The organism is Fructobacillus papyriferae, assembly GCF_018437225.1.
Classification (GTDB): Bacteria; Bacillota; Bacilli; order Lactobacillales; family Lactobacillaceae; genus Fructobacillus; species Fructobacillus papyriferae.
In genome coordinates, this window is record NZ_JAAMFI010000001.1 from 456,575 (window position 1) to 475,048 (window position 18,474).

Annotated in this window: 13 protein-coding genes and 1 riboswitch; of the genes, 3 read left to right on the forward strand and 10 right to left on the reverse strand. The window is 47.5% G+C overall.

The window, feature by feature from the left end:
- Positions 1 to 2: 2 nt before the first annotated feature.
- Positions 3 to 2,039, reverse strand: coding sequence for an IMP dehydrogenase (locus G6R27_RS06410; protein ID WP_213819439.1), 2,037 nt, complete (start codon positions 2,037 to 2,039; stop codon positions 3 to 5).
- 89 nt (positions 2,040 to 2,128) lie between these two features.
- Positions 2,129 to 2,225, reverse strand: a riboswitch (purine riboswitch).
- A gap of 143 nt (positions 2,226 to 2,368) precedes the next feature.
- Here G6R27_RS06410 and G6R27_RS02150 point away from each other — a divergent pair.
- Positions 2,369 to 2,866 carry a GNAT family N-acetyltransferase gene (locus G6R27_RS02150; RefSeq protein ID WP_213819440.1) on the forward strand — a complete coding sequence of 166 codons (498 nt, stop codon included), beginning with the start codon at positions 2,369 to 2,371 and terminating at the stop codon, positions 2,864 to 2,866.
- A gap of 36 nt (positions 2,867 to 2,902) precedes the next feature.
- On the opposite strand, the gene G6R27_RS02155 is transcribed toward G6R27_RS02150, so the two are convergent.
- The 3 genes from G6R27_RS02155 to leuS all read right to left on the reverse strand — a co-directional run bounded on the left by G6R27_RS02155 (position 2,903) and on the right by leuS (position 8,801).
- Positions 2,903 to 3,892, reverse strand: a complete 990-nt coding sequence (locus G6R27_RS02155) for a YitT family protein (protein ID WP_213819441.1) — start codon at positions 3,890 to 3,892, stop codon at positions 2,903 to 2,905.
- 172 nt (positions 3,893 to 4,064) lie between these two features.
- Positions 4,065 to 6,290, reverse strand: a complete 2,226-nt coding sequence (locus G6R27_RS02160) for a polysaccharide biosynthesis protein (protein ID WP_213819442.1) — start codon at positions 6,288 to 6,290, stop codon at positions 4,065 to 4,067.
- 78 nt (positions 6,291 to 6,368) lie between these two features.
- Entirely contained in the window at positions 6,369 to 8,801 is a 2,433-nt protein-coding gene (leuS, locus tag G6R27_RS02165; protein ID WP_213819443.1) for a leucine--tRNA ligase, read from the reverse strand.
- Positions 8,802 to 9,110: 309 nt separating this feature from the next.
- Between leuS and G6R27_RS02170 the strand changes: the two genes are divergently transcribed.
- Complete coding sequence (locus G6R27_RS02170) at positions 9,111 to 9,668, forward strand: hypothetical protein (RefSeq protein ID WP_213819444.1); 558 nt, start codon at positions 9,111 to 9,113, stop codon at positions 9,666 to 9,668.
- Between the two features lie 77 nt (positions 9,669 to 9,745).
- The gene (locus G6R27_RS02175) at positions 9,746 to 9,883 is read left to right on the forward strand and encodes a hypothetical protein (RefSeq protein WP_213819445.1); all 138 of its coding nucleotides are present in this window, start codon (positions 9,746 to 9,748) and stop codon (positions 9,881 to 9,883) included.
- Positions 9,884 to 9,968: 85 nt separating this feature from the next.
- Here G6R27_RS02175 and G6R27_RS02180 read toward each other — a convergent pair whose 3' ends face one another.
- The 6 genes from G6R27_RS02180 to G6R27_RS02205 form a co-directional block, all read right to left on the reverse strand.
- Complete coding sequence (locus tag G6R27_RS02180) at positions 9,969 to 12,410, reverse strand: collagen binding domain-containing protein (RefSeq protein WP_213819446.1); 2,442 nt, start codon at positions 12,408 to 12,410, stop codon at positions 9,969 to 9,971.
- Between the two features lie 182 nt (positions 12,411 to 12,592).
- Positions 12,593 to 13,480 carry a collagen binding domain-containing protein gene (locus G6R27_RS02185; RefSeq protein ID WP_213819447.1) on the reverse strand — a complete coding sequence of 296 codons (888 nt, stop codon included), beginning with the start codon at positions 13,478 to 13,480 and terminating at the stop codon, positions 12,593 to 12,595.
- A complete protein-coding gene (locus G6R27_RS02190) occupies positions 13,426 to 13,902 on the reverse strand; it encodes an Ig-like domain-containing protein (protein WP_213819448.1) in 477 nt (158 codons plus the stop codon). The genes G6R27_RS02185 and G6R27_RS02190 overlap by 55 nt, the downstream gene beginning before the upstream one ends.
- 150 nt (positions 13,903 to 14,052) lie before the next feature.
- On the reverse strand, positions 14,053 to 15,240 hold the full coding sequence (tuf, locus tag G6R27_RS02195; protein WP_213819449.1) for an elongation factor Tu: 1,188 nt from the start codon (positions 15,238 to 15,240) through the stop codon (positions 14,053 to 14,055).
- A gap of 232 nt (positions 15,241 to 15,472) precedes the next feature.
- Entirely contained in the window at positions 15,473 to 16,387 is a 915-nt protein-coding gene (locus G6R27_RS02200; protein WP_213819450.1) for a hypothetical protein, read from the reverse strand.
- A gap of 86 nt (positions 16,388 to 16,473) precedes the next feature.
- Positions 16,474 to 18,300, reverse strand: a complete 1,827-nt coding sequence (locus tag G6R27_RS02205; RefSeq protein WP_213819451.1) for a ribonuclease J — start codon at positions 18,298 to 18,300, stop codon at positions 16,474 to 16,476.
- Positions 18,301 to 18,474 lie beyond the last annotated feature (174 nt).

Sequence of the window (18,474 nt, forward strand, 5' to 3'; positions counted from 1 at the left end):
CTTTAATCTCTTTCCTGTTCAACGTAGTTCGGTGCTTTTTTCGTGATTTCCACATCGTGTGGGTGGGATTCCTTCAAACCATTGTCCGTGATCTGGACGAATTGAGCCTCTTCTTTCAGTTCACTAACCGTGTGTGATCCAGTGTAGCCCATCCCGGCGCGCAAGCCCCCATCGATTTGGAAGATGGCGTCTTCTGGCACTTCTTCTTTCACCAAGTAATCAGAAACCATCACGGCATCAGCCCCACCAGCGATCGCTTTAACCACGTCTCCTGAATAGTGAATGCCACCTTGAGCAATCACGGCCGTTTTCTGCTCAACCAAAGCTTCGGTTAACGTCATCACCGTCGTTAAGAATGGATAATGCGCGTCATCCGCTTTTTTGGAATCCACGGCCCGACCAGCGATCACGGCATCGACACCAACTTTGGCCAATTGCTTAGCCACTGCTGGATCTTCAACCGTTCCAACGATCACCGCTTTGTCTGCAAAGAGGGTTTTGGCTGCCTTGATATCTTCCAAAACGCTGGCATCAAAATGGGCTGGCAAGTATAAGATAACGGCATCAATCTGTTCTTCAGACAACGCTTTCAACCGATCGGCATGGTTTTTCGTCAGCCAGATTTCAGCCGCTAACTTTGCTGTCTCGTTTTTGGCTTCGGCACGGATATTCTGGATCGCTTCAACTTGGTCCGCCACGGCTTCCATGGCCGGCACAATCCCTAAGCCGCCGGCTTTGGCCATCGCGGTCGCCACGGCATCAACCTTATGTTCCGTAAGATCACTGGCCATCAATGGATTGGTAAGGGTTAACTGGCCAATCGTCGTTTCGAGTTCGACCTTATGCGGCAAGACATTGGAGGCTGCTGGAACCAGCAGCGTTTCGTCATAGCCAAGGCCGTGCTTGGCCAAATCCTTATCGGCTTCAACCAAGCCCTTTTGATAGTCATAGGTCGGCGTTGTTTTCTCAATTGAGCTGGCATGGGCAATTGCTTCTTTGATCGTGTGAGCGCCCATTTTGGCCAAACCAGTCACCAAATGCGAGAGGATGGGCTGCAAAATATCCTTCAGTTCGCCCTTATAGGCCACGCGCGCCTCGATACCTTCTGGCACCATCTTCTTGGCCTCGTTCACCTCACCTTGGAAATAACGGTCTTTTGATCCGTTTTCCATGGCCGCAATTGATCCCATTCCACGGTAGAACTTAAATTGGTCGCCATTTTCCTCGAAAACATCGCCTGGCGTTTCTTTTGTTCCGGAGAACATTGAGCCAAGCATGACCGCATTACCACCCATGGTAATCGCTTTCAAAATATCGTCTGCCGTCTTAGCTCCACCATCAGCAATGATCGCCTTGTGGCGGCGCTTTGCCTCCTTTGCCGCATCACGAATCGCGGACAGTTGTGGCACACCGATTCCAGCCACCACACGGGTCGTACAAATTGAACCGGGACCGATTCCAATCTTGACGACATCAGCACCAGCGTCATAAAGGGCAGCAGCTCCAGACTCTGTGGCGATGTTCCCCGCAATAATGTTTAGCTTAGGAAAAGCGTGCCGAACCTCTGAAACCTTACGCAAAACACCCTCTGAGTGACCGTGGGCTGAATCTAAAATAATCGCATCGACACCTGCTTCAACCATGGCCCGGGCCCGGTCAACCGTGTCGTTTGTCACGCCAACGGCACCGGCTACCAGTAGCCGGCTTTGGTCATCAACGGCAGCCATGGGCGTCTTTTTCAAATCAACGGGGGTTTGCTTCACCTTGGCCACTTCATTAGCTTGAGCGGCAATGGTCATGTTTTTATGAATGACCCCAAGGCCACCAAATTGCGCCAAAGCAATGGCAAATTTAGCTTCCGTAACCGTATCCATGGCTGCTGAAAGCAATGGGATGTTTAAACGTAAGCTGTCCGTGAGTTCGGTTCGAAGCGACACGTCAGCAGGCGCCATTTTTTGTCCCTGTTCACCAGTCATCGCCATATCATCAAAAGTTAGGCCCATCGGCACAAACTTATTAGTCATCTGAAATGCTGCCATGATTCTCCTTCATCCATCCAAACGATATTGCACAAAAAAGCGTTCTGCAATCTCTAACCAGATCCGCAGAACGCCTATTGAAAAAGAGTCTTCTAGAAGCATTCACGGATAGTCACGACTTTTGGGGCGTGGTAGAGACTGCTGGCCATTTTCCAGCGATATATCTGTTTCTTACTTGAATTGTTATCCTTCATTATACAGAAAAACCTAAAAAATACAAGCTGAATGCCCCTTTCTACTTTCTTGTCCTCCCCCCCTTGCATTTGTTCTCATTTTATTTTAATATTTCAGTAACCAAAAAACTTTTTGACAATTTTTAGGTGCTTTCCATGAAAATTTTTTCTTCGCCAGTCGGCCCCATTCAAATTAAACGTGTCCAGGTCAAGTACGCCGCTTCGCTCTTTCACGCCATTGCGACAAGTCGTGAACAAATGGCCACTTTTCTGCCCTGGGCCAAAGAATTAACATTAAAAGACGAAAAGGACTTTTTATTTCGCGAAAAAGATCGGCACTATCACGGCCAACCGCTCGTCTTTGCCATTATCGTTAACAGCCAACCAGCTGGCATGCTCGATCTACATCAGGTGAACCAAAAAGACGCATCTGCTGAGATCGGTTACTGGCTGTCTTTTGACTACCAAAACCAAGGAATCATCAGCCAGGCTGTCGTCGAAATTCAGGATTACGCCTTTTCAAAACTCAAATTAACGAAATTAAGACTCAACATTAAGCCAGACAACATCGCCAGCCAACGGGTTGCCGAAAAAACGGGCTTTCTTCAAACAACAACCGATAACGAGTTCATCATCTATGAAGTAAACAAATAAAAAAAGAATGTGTTGACCCTGTCAACACATTCTTTTTTACTGCTCGTGATGTTCTTTTTGCGCTTGAATCTGAGCGAGTTGTTCTTCCAATTGCTGCTCGGCTTCCAACTGCGCATCAATCGTAACCGCCTTGGGCCCAATCGATTTTTTCATCTGCAGCTGCCGGTCAGCATCCCAGAATTCGCCGGCCACCGAAACCGTTGAAAGCAAGTTAATAAAGGCCTTGGGATCAACGGAGCGAACAGCCTCTTGCATTTCGAAGAGTTCAAAACGAGATAGGACCATCATAAGGGTCGTCGATTCACGCTTTGTGTAAGCACCAGACGATGGCAGAATCGTGATACCACGAATCAAGTCGCGGTGCAAAACATCGACAACTTCTTCCCCCTTTGACGTGACGATCATCGCAGTCAATTTCTGGTAACCCGTATAAAGGGTGTCGACTACTTGACCGGTCGCATAGATACCAATCAAGGTGTACATGGCGTTTTGCCAGCCAATGAAGAATCCGGCGATCAACACGATAACACCGTTGGCCACGTTCATGAAGGCCCCGATCGACTTACCCGTTCGCTTCTGAATAATCATGGCGATGATATCAAAGCCACCCGTTGAAAATCCATAACGCATGGCCACACCAATGGCCGCACCAACTAAGAGACCCCCAAAAAGGGTTGCCAAAAGTGGCTGTGTCGTGAATGGGAAAGTTGGCAAAAAAATCAAGAGAAAGGAGACGACCACTGCGTTCAAGAAGGATAGAATGGTGAATTTTCCACCAACCATCTTGAAGCCAACAATACCAATTGGAATGTTGAAGAGCAAGAAGAAAACTCCGGTCTGAATATGCCAGCCAAAGAACTGAGCGGTCGATAAGGACATCAGTTGCGCGATTCCGTTTAAGCCGACAGAGAAAATGTCATTTGGAATCAAAAAGAAATTTAGTCCGGCCACTTGCAGCGAAACGGACAAACAGAAAAAGATGATTGTTAAGGCGACCTTACGCCATTTCTTCGTTTGCTTTGGCATGGTGCACCCCCCTTTATTATGCGTTTTGATGCTGTTGCATCACTTTTTCCATCATATCACAGAACTGGCTTGCCCATAAGGGGCGATCTGCTTTATTTTTAAATCAAAAAAGCCCAGCATAGCTGGACTCTTCTTTATTTTTACCCGCGGTTTCGAAAAATTCAAAAAGCCGCTAGTTGGCATCATTCACAAGACCACGGTTTAATACTTGGCGGAGCAAGCCAAATCGCTTATAGAGATAAACGAGCACCCCTGCCCCAACTAAGACGGATAGGAAGGTTGCCAGACCGGCCCCAAGCTTCGAATTAGCTGGCATGAGTAAGGTCGTTGACAGCTTTGAAGTGAAATAAGCCAAAAGAGCCATCAAAACAGAAGCCAGATAAGCGGTCAACAAGGACTTTTGCATGGCTTTGAACGAGAGCTGATATTGCTTGACCAAGAAGGCCAGCATGGCATAAAGCGAGTAGCCAAGGCCTAAGCCAGTAGCGATCAATGCGCCCATTCCTTGGAACAAAAAGATCAAGGGCGCTTGGGTGAGCAATTTGATGACAAGCCCGAAACCAAAGGCCCGCATCACTACTTTTCCCTCGGATAAGGCCTGCAAAACAAAAGCCAAAAGCATGAATAGTGCCATCACAATTGTCAACAAAGCCGAAAACTGCAACAAATAAATCCCTGCCTGAGCCGTCTGGTCAATTGGGTAGAAGAATTTATACAAGACATCGGAAATCGCATACATCCCCAAAGCCGATGGCAAAAGAACCAAGGAGGTCAACTGCAAGGTAGCGACCAGTTGTTGCTTCAAAGCAACACCATCCTTTGAAGCCTTCTTCGCAGCCAAAATTGGCAATGCCGTTGCGGCAATCGACGTCGCAAAGGAAATGACAATCATCACTAATTTGTTCGGGTTGGCCGAAAATAAGGCAAACTGCACCTGTAAATCATCGGCATTGGTCTGGAAGAAAGCCTTCATCAATGGGAAAAAAGAATACTGATCGACAAACAAAAAGAGGTTAGTCGAGGCGCCAATGATGACAAAGGGCCAGGATTCTTTCAAAATATCTAGGACCAAGGATTGGGCCTTGTCCGGTTTCAAGAAAGAAAGCACATTCGCCTTGGCTTTGGACTTTTTCTGGTAAACCAAGGAGCCATCCCGAATGGATTTTTGGGGGTGGAGCAAATCCTTGTAGCGGATCCAGCCATAAGCCAAGACCGCAATGGCAAAAAGTGCACCGATAAAGGCAGCAAAAGTTGCCTGAACAACGGCACCCGTCCAATTATGGCTGTTTGCACCAAGTACAATCCAAGTCGCAATCAATAGATAAATAATTCGTCCCACCTGCTCGACGATTTCAGACAAGGCCGAAATGTGCATCAGTTGGTGTCCCTGGAAGATACCACGAACCATCGACATGGCTGGAAAGACCAGAACAGCTGGAGCAAGCGAATGCAAGACTGGAATGACGTTAGCATTTCCATTTGACAACAGTGGCGCTGCCAGATAAAGCAAAAGAGCAAAGAAGATACCCAAGAGCGTCCCAATCTGAAGGGATTGCTTGGTCAACGACCACAAGCCGTCCTCGTCTTCTTTTGCAATCAGCTGAGCCATCACCTTAGAAATGGCAGATGGAAAACCAAAGGTCGCAATGGACAGCAAGATACCGTAGATGTTGTACCCCTGCGAGAAGAGCGCGTTGGCTTGATTGGCTGCAGCGCCCAGCATGGCCAACCATGGCAAAATGAAAGCAGCCCCGAGCAGTCTGGAAATGATGTTCCCAAGGGATAACCAGAAAGAACCACGCACCAGGGCTTGGTCATCTTTGTTAGGGCTGGTCTTGGCTGGGTTGGCACTGGCCGTGTTCTGGGGCTGGCTTTGGCTTTCGGCCGGCTTAGAAACGGGAGCTTCTTGAGCTGCAGCATGTTCAGGGATGGCAGCTTCTTGGGCTGGCTCACCAGCCGCTGCCTTGGTCTCCTCTTCCGCCTGCTCCCCGACTGCCTCGGTTTGATCCATGGCTTCTTCAGCAGAAGCGGCTTGGTCGAAGTTTTGAGCGGGCATTGGCCAGGCGGCTAAGGATTCTTCTTCGGACGCTGGCTTTTCATCAGCTGGCGTAGAAGCAGGCTGCTGCTCATCTTGTCCCTTCTCCGCTTTTTCGAACCAGGCGTGGGTTTTTTCAGAAGATTCCGAGTGCTTGGATTCGCGGGCATTGCGGGCGATCAAGCGACGGAACTCGTTCTCTTCCTCGTCTTTTTTGTGCTTCAAGAGCGACCACTTGCTCTGCTTTTTCGGCTGCAAGTTGATTTCCAGTTTTTCCAAGAGCTCTTCGGCCGTCAAATACTGACCGTCGACTTCGGTCTCTTGGACGCGACCGTGCCCTTGTTTCGGATCCTTCTGGGTCATTTTCGCTACTCCCTTTAATTATGTACCCGGGCGGGCCTTATAAGACGATCTGCCCGGTTAATGTCTAACAAAGTGGTCTTATTTGGCCACGATGTTGACGAACTTACCTGGAATGGCAATGACTTTCTTCACGTCTAAGCCTTCCAAGTGGTGTTGAATTTTTTCATCAGCAAGAGCCGCTTCTTCCATCACTTCCTTCGATGTGTCGGCAGCCATCATCTGCTTGGCGCGAACCTTACCATTGACCTGGAAAACAATTTCCTTTTGTGCGTCGACCAAGGCCTTTTCGTCGTAGGTTGGCCAGGCAACATAGGCGATCGATTCACTTGAGCCCGTCAACTTGGACCAAAGTTCTTCTGCCAAATGTGGGGCAAAGGGTGCCAGGAGTTGCACAAAGCCTTCCATGTAGGCGGCTGGGCGCTGGTCTTGCTTGTAGACCTCGTTGACAAAGACCATCAACTGGGAAATGGCCGTGTTGAAACGCAGGTTTTCCAAATCATCGGTCACCTTCTTGACCGTTTCGTTGTAAACCTTTTCCAATTCCTTAGTCGTGCCGTCCGTCAACTTGTCAGTCAATGAGCCATCGTCTTGGACGAGCATGCGCCAAACACGGTCCAACCAGCGACGGGATCCCGTCACCCCTTCTTCGGACCATGGCTTGTTTTGCGTCAAAGGTCCCATGAACATTTCATAGATACGAAGCGTATCGGCGCCGTATTCGTTGACGATGTCATCTGGGTTGACGACGTTGCCCTTTGACTTGGACATCTTTTCGTGGTTTTCACCAAGAATCATCCCCTGGTTGACCAGCTTCTGGAATGGTTCCTTATTTGGCACCACCCCGAGGTCGTACAAGACCTTGTTCCAGAAACGGGCGTAGAGTAAGTGCAAAACGGCGTGTTCAGCACCACCGACGTAAAGATCAACGTTTGACCAATAGTTCAAGGCTGCTTGACCGGCCAAAGCATCCGGGTTCTTCGGATCCATGTAACGTAAGAAGTACCAAGATGAGCCAGCCCACTGTGGCATCGTATTCGTTTCGCGGCGGCCCTTGACACCGTCTTGACGCGTCACTTCCAGCCAGTCTTTGGCGTTAGCCAATGGGGATTCCCCAGTACCGGATGGCTTCATTTCATCTTGGCTCAGTTCTGGCAAACGCAAAGGCAGTTCGTCTTCTGGAACCAATGACTGTGTGCCGTCTTCCCAGTGGATGACAGGAATTGGTTCACCCCAGTAACGCTGACGGGAGAAGATCCAGTCGCGCAAGCGGTAGTTGACCTTTTTATTGCCCGCATCGTGTTCTTCCAACCAGGCGATCATCTTGTCGATCGCTTCGTCCTTTTCCATGCCATCAACAAAGCCCGAGTTGATGTGTACCCCTTCGCCCGTGTAGGCTTCCTTTCCGACATCCCCACCTGCGATAACCGGCTTAATTGGCAAGTCGAACTTCTTAGCAAAGTCCCAGTCACGTTGATCATGAGCAGGGACACCCATCACCATTCCCGTTCCGTAAGAAGCCAAGACATAGTCGGCGATCCAGATTGGTAACTTGTCACCATTAACCGGGTTGATGGCGTAAGCACCGGTGAAGACACCGGACTTATCCTTGTTCAGATCCGTTCGTTCGAGGTCGGACTTCAAAGCAATCTGCTTTTGATAAGCCGCGACCGCTTCTTTTTGCTCAGGTGTCGTAATGGCGTCGACCAAGTCGTGTTCCGGTGCCAAAACGATGTAAGAGGCACCGTAAAGCGTATCGGCACGAGTTGAGAAGACTTCGATCTGGTCATCTGCGTGGTTTTCGATGTTAAAGCGAATCGAAGCACCAATCGAACGACCGATCCAGTTACGCTGTTGTTCCTTAATGGCTTCCGGCCAGTCTAAATCATCCAGGTCGTCAATCAAACGATCCGCGTAGGCCGTAATCTTCAAGACCCATTGCTTCATTGGCTTACGGTAAACAGGGTAACCCCCACGTTCTGTTTTACCATCGACAACTTCTTCGTTGGCAACGACCAAGCCACCACCTGGAAAGTCCGGTGCCCAGTTGACCATCATTTCGTCTTCATAAGCCAAGCCCTTCTTGTAGAGTTGCTCGAAGATCCACTGTGACCACTTGTAATACTCCGGATCCGTCGTGTTGATTTCACGATCCCAGTCATAAGAAAAACCAAGGGATTGAATTTGATTCTTGAACGTTTGGACGTTCTCGTTCGTAAAGGTGCCTGGATTGTTACCAGTCTTCAACGCGTATTGTTCGGCTGGCAGACCAAACGCGTCCCACCCCATTGGGTGCAAGACGTTAAAGCCCTTGGCACGCTTATAGCGTGACACAATATCTGTTGCTGTATACCCTTCTGGGTGACCAACGTGTAAGCCTTGCCCAGATGGGTATGGGAACATATCCAAGACGTAATACTTTTGCTTTGAGGCATCCTCTGTCGTCTTAAACGTCTTGTTATCCTGCCAGTAGTGCTGCCATTTCTTTTCAATATTTTGGTGATCGTATCCCATCTTTTTCTCCTTTTTAAATAAAAAAGCCCTACGCCAGCCTAAAAAAGCCAACGTAGGGCGGTTGAAACCGCGGTCCCACCTACATTTTGCAAAAGCCTACGCCTTCGCCTCAGTACCTTAACGCGGCATAACGGACTGACTACTGCTTTTCACCAGTCGCGCTTTCAACCGAGTTCATAACGTTGGTTGGTAAGCTTGCAGCCCCGCTTACTTTCTGATGCTCCGTCGTTATTACTAGTGTTGAAAAGTACTGTTATTATACCACAAGATTCGCTATACTAGCAGTAGAATTCATTGGAGGACGGTCAAATGGCATTTTCAGCCGAGCACTTTTTACAAAACTTTTTAGAAAATAACGTCCAAACCGGGATGCTTGTGGTCGATGGCCGTGCTGGTAACGGTCAGAAGACCCGTTTCTTAGCTTCCCGCGTTGGCAAAGACGGCATGGTGCTCTCCTTTCATAAGGAGCGCGAGGAAGCCAATAAAACAGCTGCTTCACTTTTTATGGCCGGTCTGCAAGAACGGGTCACGATCGAAAACGGCCAGATTTCAGAAGAGAGTCTGACAAAAGAACTGGGTCGCCTGACCAAAGTCGACCTGGTCCTGCTTGACTACAGCAAGAACAGCCAAGCGGTCGCAGAGGAACTCAATGCCGATTCCGAAGCTGCCTGGCCCTTCCTCAAGGACGGCGGTAAGCTGATCTTACTGCTGCCAAATGACGTTGATTTGAACAACTGGCAGAAATCAATTCGAGAAAACCAAGACGACAACTTCTCTATGGCGGCATTTTCAGCAGAAGACAGCTCTTGCCTGCTCTTTGAAAAAGAAGCAGAGGAAGCACAAATACCCAGTAAAGCCTTCGATTGACTGATCCCATACCTTTTATCTGGGTTTAATCGACTATTTTGTATAATAACTATAGAAAAACCTAAAGGAGTACACGCATGGCACGTATCGTTAACCAAGAAGAACACCTAAACAATCCGCTTGAGGATTTCATCAGTTTTCCAGATCCAATTTCTGAAGAAGATAAGAAAGAACGAGCTAAAGCCCTGGGTCAGAATCAGAACAATAACGAATAATTTGTATTAGAAAAAGCGCGACCGATTTGCTTTGAGATCGGTCGCGCTTTTTTGTGTGCTTGAATGTTTTTTGAAACGTTTTATTTTAACGCTTCTTTTTCGTTAACCAGAAATTTAAACCAATAATCACTACTGGCAAAATTAGCCAGACATTGTTGGTCTTTTGCTCTTTAGCTGTTGCTGGCAGCAGGAGCTGGCTGTCATCTTCTCCTCCAGTATTTGGAAGAGCTGGCAGCGTTGGTTCTGCTGAAAGCACAGCATTCGAAGCGTCATCATCTCCTTCGCCCCCAGTGTTGGGTAATGTTGGCAAAGCAGGAGTTGGTTGGTTATTTGAAGGTGTTACGATGTTGTCATTGGTAGAATCCTTACCGTCTGAGTAACCAACACCATTGGATGAATCATTGCCGTCTGAAGAGCCACTGTTATCAGAAGAATCGCCGCCGGACGTGTTCGGCAGAACTGGCGTTGGTTCTGGCTGGACAGGTTCTGGCTCAGGATCAACGGGTGTGTTATCACCACCGTTGCTTGGCGCTGGTTCAGGAGCGGGGGTTACTGGCGTATCGTTACCACCGTTATCGCCCCTGCCTCCATCATTGTTGTTTGGCGTGTTGCTACCATCACTATTTCCGCCGTCATTGTTGGGCGTTGGTGTTGGTTCAGGATCAGGATTTACCGGTGTATCGTTAGCACCGTTATCACCCTTACCTCCATCATCGTTGTTTGGCGTATTGCCACCGTCGTTCTTCGGCGTGTTGCCACCATCATTGTTTGGCGTATCGCCACCATCACCATTTCCGCCGTCATTATTAGGTTTTGGCGTTGGTTCGGGATCGGGGTTTACAGGCGTATCGTTACCACCGTTATCACCCTTTCCGTCATCATTGTTTGGCGTATTGCCACCGTCGTTTTTTGGTGTGTCGCCACCATTGTTAGGTGTTGGCGTTGGTTCAGGATCAGGATTTACCGGTGTATCGTTAGCACCATTATTACCCTTGCCACCATCATCGTTGCTTGGCGTGTTGCCACCGTCGTTCTTCGGCGTGTTGCCACCATCACCATTTCCGCCGTCATTATTGGGCGTTGGTGTCGGCGTTGGTTCAGGATCAGGATTTACCGGTGTATCGTTAGCACCGTTATCACCCTTACCTCCATCATCGTTGTTTGGCGTATTGCCACCGTCGTTCTTCGGTGTGTTGCCACCATCACCATTTCCGCCGTCATTATTAGGTTTTGGCGTTGGTTCGGGATCGGGGTTTACAGGCGTATCGTTACCACCGTTATCACCCTTTCCGTCATCATTGTTTGGCGTATTGCCACCGTCGTTCTTTGGTGTGTTGCCACCATCGCCATTGCCACCATCGTTGTTTGGTGTGTCGCCACCATTGTTAGGGGTTGGCTCGGGATCAGGATTTACCGGCGTATCGTTACCACCGTTATCACCCTTTCCGCCGTCATTATCGGGCGTTGGTTCGGGATCGGGATTTACTGGCGTGTTGTCTCCACCATTATCATCCTTTCCGCCATCATCCGTCGGACCGTTCGAGCCACCATGACCACCGTATGCGGCGGTTGGCACGTTGTCGACCGTCTCACGATACTTGTTTCCAGTAAAGACGACACTATTGATATAAACCGTTCCCTTCGGGGCGTTTTCGTCAAATTTAACGTAGTAAAAAATGTTGTAGGCACCTGAGATATCACCAAGATCAACCGTGAAGCTGGTTAGGTCTTTATCAACCGTTAGGCTCTTTGGCGAAATCGTCCCGACTTGGCTGACGTTATCACCATCAACTTTACATGAAAAGACCGTGATGCCACGGCTCATATCTAAAGTCTCACCAGGACCAAGCGTATCTTTAATCACCGCATTTTGAACATTATCTTCCGTGTAGTTCACGCGTACAACCCAATAAATCAGGCCAGGGCCTTCACCAGCAAAGTCGCCGTCCTTTCGCAAAGGGCGCTTGCCATCACCACTAGTATCGGGCACAATGTCAGCACTCTTTGGCACGCTATTTGCTACCTTTCCAGACACACCCCAATCAATCGGAATCTGCTGTGCCTTGCTCTTATCCGACACATTAAAATGAACCTGTCGATCAAAATAGCCATGGAAGTCCATTTCAGAAACCGTCTTTTCGGCGGCCTTTGTCCAGGTAATTGTTAGCTTATTGTCATTTGCATCGATTTTACCAACACCTGTCTTGGCCTTGGTGCTGTCCCCGTTTTCATAAATATCAAATTCCGTAGGACCTTTAGCGACGAAAACATCCGGAAAAGCCACCGTCAATTGGTCGCCAGCTTTCAAATCCGTTCCCTTTGGAATCAGATAATCCCACTGGATCGTCATGTTGTCATAGGGGCCATAACTACTTGCACCAGGATGGCTATCGTCAGTCAGATGAATGGCGGTAATCCACTCACTTGTCTTTGGACCCGATTCATTTGTCGTGTCGGCCATGCCCACCACATTCATCATTCCAGAAAGAAAGACAACGGCCATGGCAGTCATTATTTTCTTTAACATTTGCTTTTCTTTATATTCTCTCAAAAACATGTCTTTTGTAACAAAACATTACGAATTATACAGGATTTTGATTTAAAAATAAAGAAAGATATTTTATTCAGGCGAGCATTTTGAATTTTTTCTAGACATTTTGGGTAAATTAAAAAAGCGCCCAACAAAGGGCGCTTTCCATCAAAGATTTTTTACTTTTTTGTCTGGATATAACCAAAGAAACTAGCAATGACAGCAAAAGTCGTCGCCAACGCTAATAGCGTTTGCTTAGCATTGACCTTATTCGTTTCAGGAAGTACAGATGTCTTCTGCCAGGAAGCTGTCTTATTCTTCTGATCACCAGCCGTATCCGGTAAGTCCTTGTTCTTTTTCCCTGACTGGTCCTTTGGAACTGGCCTTGGCGCTGGGCTCGGATCAACCGGTTCAGGCTGTGGCGCCGGACCTGGTTTAGGACTTGGATTTACAGGGGTCGGCTTTGGTTCTGGATTGGGTTTTGGGGATGGACTAGGATTCACAGGGTTTCCTCCAGGATCATTAGCGCCACCATCACCACTATATGCGCTCGTTTCTGTCTTCACCTCAACCTTGTCAATATCATCTCCAGTCAGCACCGCCGCATTTGTAAACTTTGTCCCCTGTGCGGCTTTGGTATCAAACTTAGTAAAGTAAAAGATATTGTATGGGCCTTTAATATCACCCAAGTCAACAACGAACTCGCGATCATTTAAGTAGGTCACGCTCTTTGGCTTCACCTCGGGTCCCTGTTTAACCGTGTCGCCATCCACTGTGCAAGAAAAAACAACAATGCCACGTTCTGGATCAAGCGACTGATCGGACCCGACCGTATCGGTCACCTTGGCATTATTAATCTGCTTTTGCGCCCAGTTCACGCGCACTGTCCAGTAAATCAGATTACTACCTTCACCAGCAAAGCCCCCGTCCTTACGCAAAACGGTATTTTTAGGACTGGGTGCCGGTGGCGCAGGTAAAATGTTAGCACTTCCGGGTACATTGGCACTATTGGTCACGTTCCAATCAATCGGATCCGTTGATTCTGATCGATAATCTTCACTTGCCAACGCGATGTGACTTCGAGATAACCCACTAAATCTTTTTGCGAAGCAATCGTCGTTGCGGTATCGGTCCAAGTCACCGTCAAATCTTGATGATTGTCCGCTGTTTTACAGTGAGCGATCACTTGTCCTTCGGAATCAGTGATATCAAACGACGGTGATCCTTGCAAAGAAAAGACCTTTGGCACCGTCACTGTCATTTGCTCCCCAGCTCTTAGAGCAGTGCCTTTTGCCACAAGAAAATCCCAATGAATCTTCATATTGTCATATGGACCATATGATTGACTATCCGGGTGATCCAAGTCGGTCAGACTCACCTTCGTGATATAGGGATTAGCAGCCGAATCGGCCTGAGCCTTAGAAAAACCAGTAACCATCATGATTACCATTAGGACAACAACTGGCCAGCATAAGCGCTTTTTTTGCATAACCTACTCTCTCCTTAAAAAGACAAAACGATGTCGTTTTTGCGTCTTTTATTTCAATTGATTCTAGTATACAACCAACAGCGTCATTTAGAAAGTAAAAGTGCAACAAAAAAAAGCCTGCCGAAGCAGACTTTTTTTTACTAATTAGAATTAGCCTTCGATTTCAGTAACCGTTCCGGCACCAACAGTGTGGCCACCTTCACGAACAGTAAACTTCAAACCTTGTTCAATGGCAACTGGTGCGATCAATTCAACGTCAAACGTTACTTGGTCACCAGGCATAACCATTTCAACACCTTCAGGCAATTCTACGACACCAGTAACATCAGTCGTGTGGAAGTAGAATTGTGGACGGTAGTTAGTGAAGAATGGCGTGTGACGGCCTCCTTCTTCCTTCGTCAAGACATAAACTTCAGCCTTGAACTTCTTGTGCGTCTTGATTGAGCCAGGGGCTGCCAAAACTTGTCCACGTTCGATTTGGTCGCGGTCAACACCACGGAGCAATGCACCGATGTTGTCACCAGCTTGTGCTTCGTCCAACGTACGACGGAACATTTCGATACCAGTAACCGTCGTCTTTTGGATTTCATCCTTCAAACCAACGATTTCAACTTCAGTACCAGTAGTCAAGACACCACGGTCAACACGACCAGAAGCAACAGTACCACGACCAGTGATCGTAAATACGTCTTCGACAGGCATCAAGAATGGCTTGTCAGCTTCACGGTCTGGCGTTGGGATGTATTCGTCAACGGCCTTCATCAAGTCCAAGATAACTTGTTCTTGTTCCTTGTCGCCTTCCAATGCCTTCAAAGCTGATCCCTTGATTACAGGAATGTCATCGCCTGGGAAGTCATATTCTGACAACAATTCACGAACTTCCATTTCAACCAAGTCAACCAATTCTTCATCGTCAACAAGGTCCGTCTTGTTCAAGAAAACAACCAAGTGTTCAACACCAACCTGGCGGGCAAGCAAGATGTGCTCACGCGTCTGTGGCATAGGACCATCAGTTGCGGCAACAACCAAGATAGCACCGTCCATTTGAGCGGCACCAGTGATCATGTTCTTAACGTAATCGGCGTGACCTGGGGCATCGATGTGGGCGTAGTGACGTGCTTCCGTTTCGTATTCGATGTGGGACGTGTTGATCGTGATACCACGTTCCTTTTCTTCAGGTGCGTTATCGATTTCAGCGAAATCAGTAGCGTCCTTACCTTCCTTTTCAGCCAATACCTTTGAGATAGCGGCAGTCAAAGTAGTCTTTCCGTGATCGACGTGACCGATCGTACCAATGTTAACGTGGGGCTTATTGCGAACGTAAGTTTCCTTAGCCAATGTAGTTTCCTCCAAAATTTTATTTCTCGGTTGATCCGAGAAAATCGTATGTTTATATTTTACAACGCTTGTCTGATAAAAACAACCATAACAACCGTTTTTCTGGCCTTCGAGCCGAAATCAATTATACTAAGTTCTTAATTTTTTGTAAATACTTTTTTATGCCAGGAAAGCATTGTCCAAAAAGAGGGTCAAATCCCTGATATAACAGCATTTTAATCAAGGTCCGGCATCAAGAAGCACCCATCTCTTCTAAGAAATGGTGCACCATTTCATGCAAGTTCTTTTGGTCGGCAGATTCCGCAAAGTCCACCCGCCCTTCCTTGTCATTAAACATGGCCACATCCGCTTGCACCCAGGCAATTGGATCGGTAATTCGGTCAAGTTGTGGAAAAACCGTATTCATCTCGAGTCGCAGCTGATCCAAAAGCATGCCATAAGCCACTGGGTCTTCTTGCCCGACAGTCCGGCTTAGATATTCCCGCGCCTTAGAAAAGGCAGGATCACGAAGGGGCTTTGGATGATCACACAGGATCGTCGTGTAAACCTCACCGTCAATGAAGCGGTAAGAAAACTTCTGATGCAAAAAGAGACACTGAATATCGGTCAGAATGGAAATTCTTATCAAAGCAAAGCAATCCGGATCTAACAAAACATTTCGAGCCGCATCCACAAAGTCCCGAACCGGCAAATTCAAGGCATCCTGGTAAATTTGTTGCTGGGTCAACACGTCAAAGGCTGCAATGTGGCGAAAGCGCCGAACCGCTTGGTCAATCACTTTTGGATTTTCCGCCCGTTCGTTTTCCTCGGCTGCAGCGACCTCTTCGATCCGACGTACCTTGTCGCTTTCTTCAATGGATTCGACCGCCATCCGACGGGCCATAATAAAATGTTTGGCCTTTAGACAAAGTTCAAAGTAAAACTGGTAATCCTTTTGTTGCCCAAGGTATTCACCGACATATTCTTGAGCGATGGTCAAAGCAGAGTCATTTTGACCATTTTTAGACAGCGCACGGGCGAAAAGTTGATTGTTTTCAAAGGTTCGGTCGTAATCGTAGACCTGATTCAGGCAATCCACTGCCAGTTGATAGTTCTCGGTCGCCAGAGCATCGATACCTTGCTCTTTTAACTGTTGGATCACTGTCATTTTCTTCTCCAAAATGATTGCTTCAAAAAGCAACACGATTTTTCTACGAACAAAAAGGGCTCACAACAAGGCGAGCCCTAAAACAATTAGTCAGCAGACTTTTCTGCTTGCTTTTGATCGTGCTTTTTTTCTTGACTCTTTGACTTCTTGTTTTTTCCGTTTTGCTTTTGATTCTTCTTATTGTTTGGCTTCTGACCCTTTTTATCGGATTCAGCCTTGTGGTGTGGCCTTCGGTTCTGATTGACTTCCATCACCACTGGCATCACCATTGGCCGACGTCTTGTTTCATTGAAAAGAAAACGGGCTAATTTTTCACGAACGCCATTCTTCAGTTCGTTCCAATCAAAGGCCTTGGCGTTTTTCAAATAATCTTCAATGGATTCAATGGTTAACTTTCCAGCTTCCTTCATCAGATCGCGATTGGCCTTCACATAGACAAAACCACGAGAAGTCATCTTTGGCTTCGAAACGACTTTGCGCTTCTTGCGATCAATCGTCACAACCGTAACAAAGACCCCATCTTCTGACAAGATTCGGCGGTCACGCAAGACAACGTTTCCAATATCCTTTAGCGAATCCCCATCGATCATCGTCTCTGCGACGGAGACCGCGCCGGCCTTTGAAAAAATCGACCCGTCGTAGACCAACTGATCGCCGCGCTTGGCCATGATCACTTGATCCTCTTTCATCCCGATCTCTTCAGCCGCTTGCTTGGCGGTCACCATCACGCGGAATTCGGCTGAAACCGGCATCAGCATGGCTGGCTTAAAGAAGTTCATCAAGAGTTGCAAATCAGCCTTTGAACCGTGACCAGACGAGCGTAGGTCACTTGAAATCTGCTTAACGTTGGCCCCCTTCTTGAAGAGCATGTTCCGCGTTTGGGCAACGTAAGACTCAACAGCAAAGGCTGGATTGGTCGTAATGAAGACCAAATCGTTTGAGCCAATGTTGATCACTGGGTCCTCACCCTTAGCCATCTTGTGCAAAGCCTTAACAGGTTCGCCAAGCCTGCCAGTTTCAAGAACAACCGTCTGGCTGTCTGGCATGGTAGCCAAATCCTTCACATTGGCAAAGAGCTTTTCTTTTGGTTCCGGTAAGGACAGTAAGTCCAACTTCAACGCCGTCGCCACAATTTTTTCAACGTCGTGACCGGTTAGCACTAGGCGGCGGTGTGTCTTAGCGGTTGCATCGATGACCTGTTGAATGCGTTGAATGTTGGAGGCAACGGCCGCCACAATGATCCGTTTGCCCTTTGCTTCTTCAAAGGCTTCTTGAATATAATCATGAATTTGCTTTTCAGAAGCTGGCGCCTTGACCGTTTCTTCTGTTCCCGCACCGTCTGCCAACAGAGCCAAAACCGGCTTTTGACCGATTTCTGCCAAGCGCTGATAATTAGTCTGGTAGGCTTTTTCGACCGTTTGATCGAATTTAAAGTGTCCAGAATAAACAATCTGCCCTTCATCAACTGAAAGCACCACGCCTAAAGCTTCCGGAATCGTGTGGGTTGTATTAAAGAAAGAAAGTTTGACGTCACCAAAATCAATTTCGGTCTTTTCGTTGACCACATGGAAATCGTCAAAGTCTTTGATTCCCTTTTCGTCTTCGATGGCTAACTTAGCCAACGCAATGGTTAGTTCAGACCCAAAGACGGGCGCTTGAATTTGTTGCAACAAGTAAGGCAAAGCCCCAATAGCATCCGAGTGGCCGTGGGACAAGAAGATTCCAGCAATCTTATCTTGGTTTTGAATCAGGTATTCAAAGTCCGGAATGACCACGTCGATTCCCAACTGTTCCGTATCTGGATACTTCAGCCCTGCATCCAAAATAAAAATTTCGTCGTTGACTGAGATGGCATACATATTTTTGCCATTCTCGCGAACTCCCCCAAGGGGCAAAATAGTCAGATCTGTCATAATGTTTCCTTTGTTCGTGTTCAATTATTTATCACTTGAGTCTCGCATGAAGCCACGACTCTTGTCTCGATTTCAATTACTTCTATCTTATCATATTTCCTTAAAAAAGAACCAGAACATTGGATGAAATGACCTTGTTTCCCCAGTATTACAAGACTTTCTCCACAAAAAAAG